At 58.9% G+C, this 12,640-nt stretch carries 14 protein-coding genes and 1 tRNA gene; 13 read left to right on the top strand and 2 right to left on the bottom strand.

All coding sequences use genetic code 11. The features are described from left to right. Positions 1–433: 433 nt before the first annotated feature. Positions 434–518, bottom strand: a tRNA-Leu gene (locus tag EJ576_RS16725). A 108-nt stretch (positions 519–626) separates the two neighbouring features. On the opposite strand from EJ576_RS16725, the gene queA reads away from it, so the two are divergent. The 6 genes from queA to EJ576_RS16695 all read left to right on the top strand — a co-directional run bounded on the left by queA (position 627) and on the right by EJ576_RS16695 (position 6,715). Further along, positions 627–1,691 carry a tRNA preQ1(34) S-adenosylmethionine ribosyltransferase-isomerase QueA gene (queA, locus tag EJ576_RS16720; protein ID WP_122728727.1) on the top strand — a complete coding sequence of 355 codons (1,065 nt, stop codon included), beginning with the start codon at positions 627–629 and terminating at the stop codon, positions 1,689–1,691. A 5-nt stretch (positions 1,692–1,696) separates the two neighbouring features. Then, positions 1,697–2,812, top strand: coding sequence for a tRNA guanosine(34) transglycosylase Tgt (gene tgt, locus EJ576_RS16715; protein WP_164393827.1), 1,116 nt, complete (start codon positions 1,697–1,699; stop codon positions 2,810–2,812). 43 nt (positions 2,813–2,855) lie between these two features. Then, positions 2,856–3,194: a preprotein translocase subunit YajC gene (gene yajC, locus EJ576_RS16710; RefSeq protein ID WP_003175975.1), complete on the top strand. Its 339-nt coding sequence runs from the start codon at positions 2,856–2,858 to the stop codon at positions 3,192–3,194. Between the two features lie 62 nt (positions 3,195–3,256). Next, a complete protein-coding gene (gene secD / locus EJ576_RS16705; protein ID WP_122728723.1) occupies positions 3,257–5,125 on the top strand; it encodes a protein translocase subunit SecD in 1,869 nt (622 codons plus the stop codon). A gap of 9 nt (positions 5,126–5,134) precedes the next feature. Further along, positions 5,135–6,049, top strand: coding sequence for a protein translocase subunit SecF (gene secF, locus EJ576_RS16700; RefSeq protein ID WP_028617853.1), 915 nt, complete (start codon positions 5,135–5,137; stop codon positions 6,047–6,049). 123 nt (positions 6,050–6,172) lie between these two features. Next, positions 6,173–6,715: a glycine zipper 2TM domain-containing protein gene (locus EJ576_RS16695; protein WP_010207894.1), complete on the top strand. Its 543-nt coding sequence runs from the start codon at positions 6,173–6,175 to the stop codon at positions 6,713–6,715. 57 nt (positions 6,716–6,772) lie between these two features. On the opposite strand, the gene suhB is transcribed toward EJ576_RS16695, so the two are convergent. After that, positions 6,773–7,588 carry an inositol-phosphate phosphatase gene (suhB, locus tag EJ576_RS16690; RefSeq protein WP_003175971.1) on the bottom strand — a complete coding sequence of 272 codons (816 nt, stop codon included), beginning with the start codon at positions 7,586–7,588 and terminating at the stop codon, positions 6,773–6,775. 145 nt (positions 7,589–7,733) lie between these two features. On the opposite strand from suhB, the gene trmJ reads away from it, so the two are divergent. From trmJ to hscB, 7 genes are all read left to right on the top strand, one after another. Continuing rightward, positions 7,734–8,504: a tRNA (cytosine(32)/uridine(32)-2'-O)-methyltransferase TrmJ gene (trmJ, locus tag EJ576_RS16685; protein ID WP_025859279.1), complete on the top strand. Its 771-nt coding sequence runs from the start codon at positions 7,734–7,736 to the stop codon at positions 8,502–8,504. Positions 8,505–8,506: 2 nt separating this feature from the next. Continuing rightward, positions 8,507–9,289 carry a serine O-acetyltransferase gene (gene cysE / locus EJ576_RS16680; protein ID WP_123478454.1) on the top strand — a complete coding sequence of 261 codons (783 nt, stop codon included), beginning with the start codon at positions 8,507–8,509 and terminating at the stop codon, positions 9,287–9,289. A gap of 224 nt (positions 9,290–9,513) precedes the next feature. Next, positions 9,514–10,005: a Fe-S cluster assembly transcriptional regulator IscR gene (gene iscR, locus EJ576_RS16675; protein WP_003194020.1), complete on the top strand. Its 492-nt coding sequence runs from the start codon at positions 9,514–9,516 to the stop codon at positions 10,003–10,005. A gap of 50 nt (positions 10,006–10,055) precedes the next feature. Next, positions 10,056–11,270, top strand: coding sequence for an IscS subfamily cysteine desulfurase (locus EJ576_RS16670; RefSeq protein ID WP_126570720.1), 1,215 nt, complete (start codon positions 10,056–10,058; stop codon positions 11,268–11,270). A gap of 99 nt (positions 11,271–11,369) precedes the next feature. After that, positions 11,370–11,756 carry a Fe-S cluster assembly scaffold IscU gene (gene iscU / locus EJ576_RS16665; protein WP_010207899.1) on the top strand — a complete coding sequence of 129 codons (387 nt, stop codon included), beginning with the start codon at positions 11,370–11,372 and terminating at the stop codon, positions 11,754–11,756. 28 nt (positions 11,757–11,784) lie between these two features. Continuing rightward, positions 11,785–12,108 (top strand): iron-sulfur cluster assembly protein IscA, encoded by a 324-nt coding sequence (gene iscA, locus EJ576_RS16660; RefSeq protein ID WP_003175963.1) that lies wholly within the window; start codon positions 11,785–11,787, stop codon positions 12,106–12,108. Between the two features lie 8 nt (positions 12,109–12,116). Next, positions 12,117–12,638, top strand: a complete 522-nt coding sequence (gene hscB / locus EJ576_RS16655; protein ID WP_078050105.1) for a co-chaperone HscB — start codon at positions 12,117–12,119, stop codon at positions 12,636–12,638. The last annotated feature ends 2 nt before the right edge of the window (positions 12,639–12,640 follow it).

Genomic DNA, 12,640 nt, shown 5'->3' with positions numbered 1-12,640 from the left:
GTAGTGAAACGATGCATCGCCGATGGTAGTGTGGGGTTTCCCCATGTGAGAGTAGGTCATCGTCAAGATTAAATTCCGAAACCCCATTTGCGAAAGCAGATGGGGTTTTGTTTTGGGCGGTCGAAAAGTCCCCAAATACTCGGAGTGATCACTTCATCGGTGCTTTCGGCGCCGCATTAATCTGGCTTTTCATACATGCTCGGTAGTGCTGGCACCCAAATGTGTTCGACGCGCTGAGCGCTCTCCAGTAGCCGCTAGAGGCTTGTGAGTGCGCGATGAATGGTAGGCAGGCATTGCGCTGACAGGGCGTGTCAGAGCGCGCCTGGAGAGGGGTTTGGAATGGTGCAACGCTCACAAAAGAACAACTTTGCAGGTGATGCACTTTTCTACAGGCGAAAAAAAAGACCTTGAATTTCAAGGTCTTTTTTTAAGATGGTGCCCCGAGGGAGACTCGAACTCCCACTCCTTTCGAAAACGGATTTTGAATCCGCCGCGTCTACCAATTCCGCCATCAGGGCTCAATGGCGGCGAAGTATAGAGATGAGATTACCGTTGGTCAATCACCTTTCATGGTCAATTTTGACTAATTCCGCTAGACTTCCCGGCCCTGCTAGACGAACTCCATCATGCGCGTTGCTGACTTTACTTTTGAACTCCCTGATTCGCTGATCGCTCGCCACCCTTTGGCCGAGCGTCGCGCCAGTCGACTGCTGACCCTGGACGGGGTGAGTGGCGTCCTCGCACACCGTCAATTCACTGATTTGCTTGAGCATTTGCGCCCTGGCGATCTGATGGTGTTCAACAACACCCGGGTGATTCCGGCGCGGCTGTTTGGCCAGAAAGCATCTGGCGGCAAGCTTGAAATTCTGGTTGAGCGAGTACTGGACAGTCATCGCGTACTGGCCCATGTGCGCTCGAGCAAGTCGCCGAAACCGGGATCCTCCATACTGATCGATGGCGGTGGCGAAGCCGAGATGGTGGCGCGTCATGATGCGCTGTTCGAACTCAAGTTTGCCGAAGAGGTATTGCCGCTGCTGGAGCGCGTCGGCCATATGCCGTTGCCTCCCTATATAGATCGCCCCGACGAAGACTCGGACCGCGAACGCTATCAGACGGTTTACTCCCAGCGCCTCGGCGCCGTTGCTGCACCGACCGCCGGCCTGCACTTCGACCAACCGCTGCTCGATGCGATTGCCGCCAAGGGCGTCGAGACCGCCTATGTGACCCTGCACGTGGGGGCCGGCACGTTTCAGCCGGTGCGTGTGGATAACATCGAAGACCATCATATGCACAGCGAGTGGTTGGAAGTCAGCCAGGAAGTGGTGGACGCTGTCGCGGCGTGCAAGGCGCGTGGCGGACGCGTAGTCGCAGTGGGCACCACCAGTGTGCGCTCGTTGGAAAGCGCGGCCCGTGATGGCGTGCTCAAGCCGTTCAGCGGCGACACCGATATCTTTATCTTCCCAGGCCGGCCATTCCATGTGGTCGATTGCTTGGTGACCAACTTCCATCTGCCCGAATCCACGCTGTTGATGCTGGTTTCGGCATTTGCCGGTTACCCGGAAACCATGGCCGCTTATCAAGCCGCCATCGCCAACGAGTACCGTTTTTTCAGCTACGGTGATGCGATGTTTATCACCCGCAATCCGGCGCCGACTGCCCCTAAAGAAGCGGGCCCAGAGGAACAATCATGAGTCGTATGTCGTTTGAATTGCTGGCCACGGATGGTAAAGCTCGCCGCGGCCGTTTGACCTTCCCACGCGGCACCGTCGAGACCCCGGCTTTCATGCCGGTCGGCACCTACGGCACCGTCAAAGGCATGCTGCCGCGTGACATCGTCGCCACCGGCGCCGAGATCATCCTCGGCAACACCTTCCACCTGTGGCTGCGCCCGGGCACGGAAGTGATCAAGAAGCATGGCGACCTGCATGACTTCATGAAATGGCAAGGCCCGATCCTGACCGACTCGGGTGGTTTCCAGGTGTTCAGCTTGGGCGCCATGCGCAAGATCAAGGAGGAGGGCGTGACCTTCGCCTCGCCGGTGGACGGTTCCAAAGTGTTCATGGGCCCGGAAGAGTCGATGCAGGTTCAGCGTGACTTGGGCTCCGACATCGTGATGATTTTCGACGAGTGCACGCCGTACCCGGCTGACGAAGACGTCGCGCGGATCTCCATGGAGTTGTCCCTGCGTTGGGCCCAGCGTTCGAAGAATGCCCACGGCGACAGCACCGCTGCGCTGTTCGGTATCGTCCAGGGCGGCATGCACGAAAGCCTGCGCAAACGCTCGCTGGAAGGCTTGGACAAAATCGGTTTTGACGGCCTGGCCATCGGCGGTTTGTCGGTGGGCGAGCCCAAGCACGAAATGATCAAGGTGCTGGATTACCTGCCGGGCCTGATGCCGGCTGACAAACCTCGTTACCTTATGGGCGTTGGCAAACCGGAAGATCTCGTAGAGGGTGTGCGCCGCGGTGTGGACATGTTCGATTGCGTGATGCCAACCCGTAATGCCCGCAATGGGCATCTGTTCATCGATACAGGCGTGCTGAAGATCCGTAACGCGTTCCATCGCCATGATGATTCGCCGCTGGATCCCACCTGTGATTGCTACACCTGCCAGAACTTCTCCCGTGCTTATCTGCACCATCTGGACAAGTGTGGGGAAATGCTGGGTAGCATGTTGAATACCATCCACAATTTGCGTCACTACCAAGTCCTGATGGCTGGTTTGCGCGAGGCTATTCAACAGGGTACATTGGCCGCCTTCGTCGATGCCTTCTATGCCAAGCGCGGGCTCCCTGTGCCGCCCTTGGACTGAGTTTTCCGACCCTAAGATTCACTATTTGCAACTGGAGTGCTAAATGAGCTTTTTTATCTCTAACGCCATGGCTGATGCCGCTGCGCCTGCTGCTGCCGGCCCTATGGGCGGTGGTTTCGAGTGGATTTTCCTGGTCGGCTTCCTGGTCATCTTCTACCTGATGATCTGGCGTCCACAGGCCAAGCGCGCCAAAGAGCAGAAAAACCTGCTGGGCAGCCTGCAGAAAGGTGACGAAGTTGTGACCACTGGCGGCATCGCTGGCAAGATCACCAAGGTTTCCGATGCTTTCGTGGTTCTGGAAGTTTCCGACACCGTAGAAATGAAGTTCCAGAAGGGCGCCATCGCCGCCACGCTGCCAAAAGGCACGCTCAAAGCGATCTGAGTAACAACCTTTACCAATCGACGGGGCGCGCAAGGCGCCCCGCGTTATAAGCGGGCGGCGTGATGCTGAACAAATACCCTCTGTGGAAATACGTACTGATCCTGGCGGTGCTGGCGATCGGTTTTATTTATTCCGCTCCCAATCTCTATCCTGATGACCCGGCGATCCAGATCACTGGCGCCAGCACTTCGCTGCAGGTCAATCAGGCCGATCTGGAACGCGCGAGCAAAGCGCTCGTTGACGCGGGTATCCAGGTCAAGGCAGCAACGTTGGCAGCTGATGCGAAGGGCGGCTTGCTGCGCCTGACCAAGGCAGAAGACCAATTGCCGGCCAAAGATGTCGTGCGCAAGGCCATGGGTGACGACTATGTTGTCGCGCTCAACCTGGCACAGACCACGCCAACCTGGCTGCGCAAGATTGGCGCGCACCCGATGAAGCTGGGTCTGGACTTGTCCGGTGGCGTGCACTTCCTGCTGGAAGTCGACATGGACAAAGCCCTCGACGCTCGACTGAAGGTCTACGAAGGCGACGTGAAGAGCCTGCTGCGTAAAGAGCGCCTGCGTTATCGCAGCCTGCCGCAGCTCAACGGTGCCATCCAGCTGGGCTTCTCTGACGAAGCTTCCCGCGAACAGGCCCGTGCACTGATCCGCAAGAACTTCAACGATTTCGACATCGTACCGGCCGACCTCAACGGTCAACCTGTACTGCGTCTGGCGATGACCCCGGCCAAGCTGGCGGAAATCCGTGAATACTCCATCAAGCAGAACTTGACCACGGTACGTAACCGCGTCAACGAACTGGGTGTGGCTGAGCCAATCGTTCAGCGCCAGGGTGCCAACCGTATCGTGGTTGAACTGCCGGGCGTACAGGACACCGCTGAAGCCAAGCGTATCCTGGGTAAAACCGCCAACCTGGAATTCCGTCTGGCGGCTGAGCCGGGTGCTACTCGCGCCACTTCCGAAGAGTTCGAGTTCCGCGAAGGCAACCGTCCTCCTGCGTTGATCGAGCGTGGCTTGATCATCACCGGTGACCAGGTGACTGACGCCAAGGCTGGTTTTGGCGAGCACGGCACCCCTGAAGTGAACATCCGTCTGGATGGCCATGGCGGCGAACTGATGAGCCGCGCCACGCGCAGCAACGTCGGTCGCAGCATGGCGGTGATCTTCATCGAGCAACGCCCGGTGACCACCTATACCAAGCAGATGGTCAACGGCGTCGAGAAAGACGTGCCGGTTCAGACCTTCAAGGAAGAGAAGAAGATCATCAGCCTGGCGACCATCCAGTCGCCACTGGGTGCTCAGTTCCGTATCACTGGCTTGAACGGCCAGGGCGAATCCTCGGAACTGGCCCTGCTGCTGCGTGCCGGTGGCCTGGCTGCCCCAATGTACTTCGCTGAAGAACGTACCATCGGCCCGAGCCTGGGTGCCGACAACATCACCAAGGGTATCGACGCGGCCTTGTGGGGCATGCTGTTCGTGTCCCTGTTCATCATCGCCATCTACCGCTTCTTCGGTGTTATCGCCACCGTGGCCCTGGCGGGCAACATGGTCATGCTGCTGGCCCTGATGTCGCTGCTGGGCGCTACGCTGACCTTGCCAGGTATCGCCGGTATCGTACTCACCATGGGTATGGCGGTAGATGCCAACGTACTGATCTTCTCGCGGATTCGTGAAGAGATCGCCAATGGCATGACCGTACAGCGTGCAATCAACGAAGGCTTCGGCCGGGCATTTACCGCGATTCTCGACTCCAACCTGACCACATTGTTGGTGGGTGGGATTCTCTTCGCCATGGGTACCGGCCCGGTCAAGGGCTTTGCGGTGACCATGTCCCTCGGTATCTTTACCTCGATGTTCACGGCCATCATGGTGACCCGCGCAATGGTCAACCTGATCTATGGCGGGCGTGACTTCAAGAAGTTGTGGATTTAAGGGGCTGCCATGTTACGTACAATCAACTTCATGGGCGTTCGCAACGTTGCGTTCGGCGTCACCGTGCTCCTTACCGTTCTGGCGTTGTTCAGCTGGTTCCATAAGGGCCTGAACTACGGTCTGGACTTTACCGGCGGTACGCTCATCGAGCTGACCTACGAGAAACCGGCCGATGTGACCCTGGTGCGCAACGAGCTGGTCAAGGCCGGCTATCACGAAGCCATCGTGCAGAGCTTTGGTGCCACCACCGACCTGCTGGTGCGTATGCCTGGCGAAGACCCGCAACTGGGTCACCAGGTGGCCGAGGCCTTGCAGAAGGTCGGCGGCGACAACCCTGCGTCGGTCAAGCGTGTCGAGTTCGTGGGCCCGCAGGTCGGTGAAGAACTGCGCGACCAGGGCGGCCTCGGCATGCTGATGGCGCTGGTCGGCATCATGATCTACCTGGCGTTCCGCTTTCAGTGGAAGTTCGGTGTCGGCGCCATTGTGTCGCTGATCCATGACGTGATCGTCACCGTGGGTATCCTGGCGTACTTCCAGATCACGTTCGACCTGACCGTACTGGCCGCTGTATTGGCGATCATTGGTTACTCCCTCAACGACACCATCGTGGTATTCGACCGGGTTCGTGAGAACTTCCGTGTACTGCGCAAGGCGTCGCTGATCGAGAACATCAACGTCTCGACCACCCAGACCCTGCTGCGGACCATGGCGACGTCGATCTCCACTTTGCTGGCGATCGCTGCGCTGATGATCTTCGGTGGCGACAACCTGTGGGGCTTCTCCTTGGCGCTGTTCATCGGCGTTCTGGCGGGCACCTACTCGTCGATCTACATCGCCAACGTGGTGCTGATCTGGCTGAACCTCAACAGCGAAGACCTGATCCCTCCGGCCAGCACTGGCAAGGAGGTTGACGACCGTCCTTGATGGGCGTTTGTTGATCGGCTGTGACAAGAAAGGCGCGAGTATTGAACTCGCGCCTTTTTTTTTGCTCCAAGGCTGGGTATAGCGCGGACGTTTCGGTCCGCTTGTGATGGTCAGGAGGTTCACGTGAACAAGTCGTTGCTGGTTGGTGCGGTATTGGGTGCTGTCGGTGTGACTGCCGGGGGTGCTGTTGCCACCTACAGCCTGGTAAAAAGCGGCCCTGAGTATGCGCAAGTGCTGGCGGTGCAGCCGGTTAAAACCCAGATAAAAACTCCCCGTGAGGTCTGCAAGGACGTCACCGTGACCCGGCAGCGTCCGGTGCAGGATCAGCATCAAATCGCCGGTACGGTCGTAGGCGCCCTGGCGGGTGGTTTGCTGGGCAACCAGATCGGTGGTGGTAATGGCAAGAAGCTGGCGACTGTAGCCGGCGCGGTGGGCGGCGGTTACGCCGGTAACAAGGTTCAGGAAGGCATGCAGAACCGCGATACCTACACCACCACGCAAACCCGCTGTAACACCGTCAACGACATCAGCGACAAGGTGGTCGGGTACGACGTGCGTTACAACCTGGATGGCAAGGAAGGTTCTGTGCGTATGGAGCGTGACCCTGGCAGCCAGATTCCAGTCGACAAAGAGGGTCGCCTGATCCTGGGTCAGAACCAGCAGTAACCGGTTCTACAGACATAAAAAAAGCACCCCTCGGGGTGCTTTTTTGTGCTCGCTCGCTTAGCGCTTCAGCGATGCAGGCAGGTGCGGCTGGATGGCCGTCAGTACTGCCTTGAAGCATTTGGTGTTGCCGGCAACGACGTGGCCTTTCTCAAGGAAATCGTGACCGCCCGTGAAGTCGCTCACCAAGCCGCCTGCTTCCTGGATCAGCAGGGCGCCTGCAGCCATGTCCCACTCGGACAGGCCCGACTCCCAGAACGCATCGAAACGACCAGCAGCCACATAAGCCAGGTCCAGGCTCGCTGCGCCGGCGCGACGAATGCCAGCGGTCTGGCCAACCAGGGCGCGGAACATGCCCAAGTAGTTTTCCAGGTTGTCCATCTGGTCATCACGGAACGGGAAGCCGGTACCCAGCAGGGCGCCGTCCAGGCTGGTACGACCGCTGACGCGAAGGCGACGACCATTCAGTTGGGCGCCACGGCCACGGCTGGCGGTGAATTCTTCTTGGCGGACTGGGTCCAGGACGACGGCGTGTTCCAGGCGACCACGATATTTGCACGCGATGCTCACGGCAAAGTGCGGGATGCCGCGCAGGAAGTTGGTGGTGCCATCCAGTGGGTCGATGATCCACAGATAGTCTTCGCCTTCGCCGCTGCCTTTGTGCAAGCCGGTTTCTTCACCGAGGATGCCGTGGGTAGGGTAGGCCTTGCGCAGGGCATCGATGATTTTCTGTTCGGCGGCGCGATCCACCTCGGATACGTAATCCTTGGCGTCTTTTTCGTCGACCTTGATGGTATCCAGGCGCTCGATGGAGCGGAAGATCAATTCACTGGCGCTGCGGGCGGCGCGCAGCGCGATATTCAGCATGGGCTGCATGGATGTGTCACCTAAGGTTGTTAAAGAAAGCCGAGCATTCTAGCAGAAACTTTCTTCAGGTGAAGGACGACGTTAGCTTTCATGGCATAACCTTAGGCTGTTCTGTAAGATTTGCTCCCCTTTCCCGTGTCCGAGAGCGCCTCCCTTGCTGCAAAACATTCGTGTCGTCTTGGTCAATACCAGTCATCCCGGCAACATCGGCGGGGTGGCGCGAGCCATGAAAAACATGGGGCTGACGCGCCTGGTGCTGGTCGAACCGCGTGTGTTCCCGCACCACGAGGCTGATGCCCGTGCGTCCGGCGCCAATGACATCCTGGAAAAAGCCCAGGTTGTCGCCACCTTGGAAGACGCCTTGGTCGGCTGCAACCTGGTGCTCGGCACCAGTGCCCGCGACCGTCGCATCCCTTGGCCGCTGCTGGATCCGCGTGAATGCGGCACCAAAGTGGTCGAAGAAGCCGCCGGCGGCGCTGAAATCGCCTTGGTCTTTGGTCGTGAGGACTCCGGCCTGACCAATGAAGAGCTGCAGCGATGTCATTACCATGTGCACATCCCATCGGACCCTGAGTTCAGCTCGCTGAATCTCGGGGCGGCGGTGCAGGTGTTGACCTACGAAGTGCGCATGGCCTGGCTGGCCGCTGCGGGTCAGCCGAGCAAGGTAGAGAAGGAAGAGGTCGCGTCGACCAAAAGTGGCGAGTTGGCCACCATGGACGAACTGGAGCGGTTCTATGAACACCTGGAGCAAACCCTGGTGGCCATCGAATTCCTCGATCCGGAAAAACCACGGCATTTGATGGCACGCCTGCGTCGCCTTTACGGACGCAGCTCGGTCAGCCGGGCAGAAATGAACATATTGCGTGGCATTCTCACGGAAACCCAGAAAGCGGCCCGTGGCGAGCTTCTTAAGCGGAAGGATTAAAAATGTTCGAGCGTTTGCGAGAAGATATCCAGAGTGTTTTCCACCGTGACCCGGCGGCGCGCAACGCCTTTGAAGTGCTGACCTGCTACCCGGGCATGCATGCCATCTGGATTCACCGCCTGTCCGGTGCCCTGTGGGGTATGGGTTGGAAATGGCTGGCGCGGTTGGTGTCGAACTTCGGGCGGTGGATGACTGGGATCGAGATTCATCCCGGTGCCAAGGTGGGTCGTCGTTTTTTCATCGACCATGGCATGGGCATCGTGATTGGCGAGACTGCCGAGATCGGCGATGACGTGACCCTTTATCAGGGGGTGACCTTGGGCGGGACCAGTTGGAACAAGGGCAAGCGCCACCCAACTCTGGGTGATGGTGTGGTGGTAGGTGCGGGCGCGAAAGTGCTCGGCCCGTTCACTGTCGGCGCGGGCGCCAAGGTCGGCTCCAATGCGGTGGTGACCAAGGCTGTGCCGCCAGGTGCAACCGTTGTAGGTATTCCTGGCCGAATCATCGTCAAGCCGGAAGTCGGCGACGAGCAGGAAGCCAAGCGCAAGGCCATGGCTGAGAAGATCGGCTTCGATGCCTATGGCGTCAGCGAAGACATGCCTGACCCGGTGGCGCGAGCCATTGGCCAGTTGCTGGATCACCTGCAAGCGGTGGACGGCAAGCTGGATGGCATGTGCGGTGCGCTGAAGGACCTGGGCAGTCCGTACTGTGCGAAGGATCTGCCTGAGCTGCGCGAAGAAGACTTCGCCGAGATCAAGGATGAAGCTGCGTCCAAGGCCGGTTGAGGCCTTTCTGTGGGAGGGGGCAAGCCCCCTCCCACATTTTGATCTCCGTTGATCCAGCGATCTCCATCCGCCCCTGTTCTCGCTGTTCGTCCTCGCCCCATCCTGCTATGATTCGCGCGCCCTTTTTACGGGTAATCCTGACTAAAGTACTAGGTCTTATAGTTGACTTAAATACTCGGGAATCGCATACTTGCCCACATTCTGAAACACCTTGGTAATTGTCCATGAGACTGACTACAAAAGGCCGATACGCGGTGACTGCCATGCTCGACCTGGCTTTGCACGCGCAAACTGGGCCCGTGTCCCTGGCCGATATCTCCGAGCGCCAAGGCATTTCCCTGTCCTATCTCGAGCAACTGTTTGCCAAGTTGCGCCGTAGCAACCTGGTTTCCAGTGTTCGCGGCCCAGGCGGCGGCTATCAGTTGTCCCGCGACATGCAGGGTATCCAGGTGGCTCAGGTGATCGACGCGGTCAACGAGTCCGTCGACGCCACTAAATGCCAGGGCCTGGGTGACTGCCACGCCGGCGACACCTGCCTGACACACCACCTGTGGTGTGACTTGAGCCTGCAGATCCATGAGTTTTTGAGTGGTATCAGCTTGGCTGATCTTGTGACTCGCCGTGAGGTGCAAGAAGTAGCCCAGCGTCAGGACCAGCGCCGTTGCAACACCAAGGCGCCGCGTCTGGACAAGATCGAAGCGTCCGCCGTCGAGTGACAGCCGAAGAGCTAACGGCACGCCAGCCAGCCTGATTTAGGAGAAAGTCCATGAAATTGCCGATTTACCTTGATTACTCAGCGACCACCCCGGTTGATCCGCGTGTCGCGCAAAAGATGAGCGAATGCCTCCTGGTTGACGGAAACTTCGGCAACCCGGCCTCCCGTTCCCACGTATTCGGTTGGAAAGCCGAGGAAGCGGTCGAGAACGCTCGTCGCCAAGTCGCTGACCTGGTCAACGCCGACCCACGGGAAATCGTCTGGACCTCCGGTGCTACCGAGTCTGACAACCTGGCAATCAAGGGCGCGGCGCATTTCTATGCGACCAAGGGCAAGCACCTGATCACCACCAAGATTGAGCACAAGGCTGTCCTCGACACCATGCGCCAACTGGAGCGTGAAGGTTTCGACGTCACCTACCTCGAGCCAACCACCGACGGTATCGTCACCCCGGCCATGATCGAAGCGGCCCTGCGTGAAGACACCATCCTGGTTTCCGTGATCCACGTGAACAACGAAATCGGCACCATCAACGACATCGCGGCCATCGGCGAGCTGACCCGCTCGAAGGGCATCCTGCTGCACGTCGACGCTGCTCAGTCCACCGGCAAGGTCGACATCGACCTGTCGAAACTGAAAGTCGACCTGATGTCGTTCTCTGCCCACAAGACCTACGGCCCTAAAGGCATCGGCGCGCTGTATGTGAGCCGCAAGCCACGTGTGCGCATCGAAGCCACCATGCACGGCGGCGGTCACGAGCGCGGCATGCGTTCGGGCACCCTGGCGACTCACCAGATCGTCGGCATGGGCGAAGCCTTCCGTGTAGCCAAGGAAGACATGGCTGCCGAAAACGTGCGCATCAAGGCCCTGAGCGATCGCTTCTACAAGCAGGTCGAGAACCTTGAAGAGCTGTACATCAACGGCAGCATGACCGCCCGTGTACCGCACAACCTGAATTTGAGCTTCAACTACGTCGAAGGCGAGTCGCTGATCATGGCGCTCAAGGATCTGGCGGTTTCGTCCGGTTCGGCCTGCACCTCGGCGTCCCTTGAGCCTTCATACGTACTGCGCGCCCTGGGCCGCAACGACGAACTGGCACACAGCTCGATCCGCTTTACGTTCGGCCGTTTCACCACCGAAGAGCAAGTCGACTACGCCGCGCAGAAAGTCTGCGAAGCCGTCAACAAGCTGCGCGTTCTGTCGCCGCTGTGGGACATGTACAAAGACGGTGTCGATATTTCCAAGATCGAGTGGGCGGCACACTAACTATAGAAGCCGCCACCCCAGCTCTGTAGGAACGTGGCGGAAAACGCAGGCGTTTCTACAGGGTTCCAGAGCGGCCCTGATGAGTGAGGATTCAGTACCATGGCTTACAGCGAAAAGGTCATCGACCACTACGAAAACCCGCGTAACGTTGGCAAGATGGACGCGGAAGACCCTGATGTCGGCACCGGCATGGTCGGCGCCCCGGCGTGCGGCGATGTGATGCGCCTGCAGATCAAGGTCAACGACAATGGCGTTATCGAAGACGCCAAGTTCAAGACCTACGGCTGCGGTTCGGCCATCGCCTCCAGCTCCCTGGCGACCGAATGGATGAAAGGCAAGACCCTGGATGAGGCTGTCACCATCAGCAATACCCAGCTGGCCGAAGAACTGGCCCTGCCGCCGGTGAAAATCCACTGCTCGGTACTCGCAGAAGACGCCATCAAGGCGGCCGTTCGCGACTACAAGCAGAAGAAAGGCTTGATCTAAGCATTTGGCGACGAGTAAGGAGTCAACGATGGCTATCAGCATGACAGAAGCGGCTGCACAGCACATTCGCCGCTCCCTGAATGGGCGCGGTAAAGGTGAGGGGATTCGTCTGGGTGTTCGCACCACAGGCTGCTCCGGCCTTGCCTACGTGCTGGAGTTTGTCGACGAGGTGGTTGCGGAAGACCAGGTGTTCGAAAGTCACGGCGAGAAAGTGATCATCGACCCTAAAAGCCTGACCTACCTGGACGGCACCGAGCTCGATTTCGTCAAGGAAGGGTTGAACGAAGGCTTCAAGTTCAACAATCCCAACGTGCGCGGTGAATGTGGCTGCGGCGAAAGCTTCAACATCTGAGGCTATTCGTGGGTACTCCTTGTCATTTCGCTTTATTCGAGCTGCAGCCGAGCTTTCGGCTGGACCTTGAGCAGCTTGCCACGCGCTACCGAGAACTGGCGCGTGGTGTGCATCCGGACCGCTTCGCTGACGCCTCCGAGCGTGAGCAACGCCTGGCACTGGAGCAATCGGCCAGCCTCAACGAAGCCTATCAGACGCTCAAAAGCCCCCCGAAGCGCGCGCGTTACCTGCTCGCGATGAATGGGGGCGAGTTGCCGCTGGAAGTCACGGTTCACGACCCGGACTTCTTGATGCAGCAGATGCAGTGGCGCGAAGAGCTCGAAGACTTGCAGGACGAGGCCGATCTGGCCGGCGTCGCAGTCTTCAAGCGTCGTCTGAAAACCGCCCAGGACGAGCTCAACGAAAGCTTCGCAGCCTGTTGGAACGATGCAGCGCAACGCGAACAGGCCGAACGCCTGATGCGGCGCATGCAGTTCCTCGACAAGCTCACCTACGAAGTGCGCCAGCTAGAAGAGCGCCTCGACGATTAACC

It is taken from the genome of Pseudomonas sp. C 49-2 (genome assembly GCF_003970195.1).
In the GTDB taxonomy this organism is placed as follows: Bacteria; Pseudomonadota; Gammaproteobacteria; order Pseudomonadales; family Pseudomonadaceae; genus Aquipseudomonas; species Aquipseudomonas canadensis.
Note: the sequence above shows the minus strand (reverse complement) of the source record. Positions and strands in the feature narration are given on the sequence as shown.

Coding starts and splice junctions, on each gene's coding strand:
- queA (WP_122728727.1), top strand. CDS start 627: ATGCGCGTTGCTGACTTTACTTTTGAACTCCCTGATTCGCTGATCGCT.
- suhB (WP_003175971.1), bottom strand. CDS start 7,588: ATGCAGCCCATGCTGAATATCGCGCTGCGCGCCGCCCGCAGCGCCAGT.
- secF (WP_028617853.1), top strand. CDS start 5,135: ATGTTACGTACAATCAACTTCATGGGCGTTCGCAACGTTGCGTTCGGC.
- iscR (WP_003194020.1), top strand. CDS start 9,514: ATGAGACTGACTACAAAAGGCCGATACGCGGTGACTGCCATGCTCGAC.
- secD (WP_122728723.1), top strand. CDS start 3,257: ATGCTGAACAAATACCCTCTGTGGAAATACGTACTGATCCTGGCGGTG.
- tgt (WP_164393827.1), top strand. CDS start 1,697: ATGTCGTTTGAATTGCTGGCCACGGATGGTAAAGCTCGCCGCGGCCGT.
- yajC (WP_003175975.1), top strand. CDS start 2,856: ATGAGCTTTTTTATCTCTAACGCCATGGCTGATGCCGCTGCGCCTGCT.
- iscU (WP_010207899.1), top strand. CDS start 11,370: ATGGCTTACAGCGAAAAGGTCATCGACCACTACGAAAACCCGCGTAAC.
- iscA (WP_003175963.1), top strand. CDS start 11,785: ATGGCTATCAGCATGACAGAAGCGGCTGCACAGCACATTCGCCGCTCC.
- cysE (WP_123478454.1), top strand. CDS start 8,507: ATGTTCGAGCGTTTGCGAGAAGATATCCAGAGTGTTTTCCACCGTGAC.
- EJ576_RS16670 (WP_126570720.1), top strand. CDS start 10,056: ATGAAATTGCCGATTTACCTTGATTACTCAGCGACCACCCCGGTTGAT.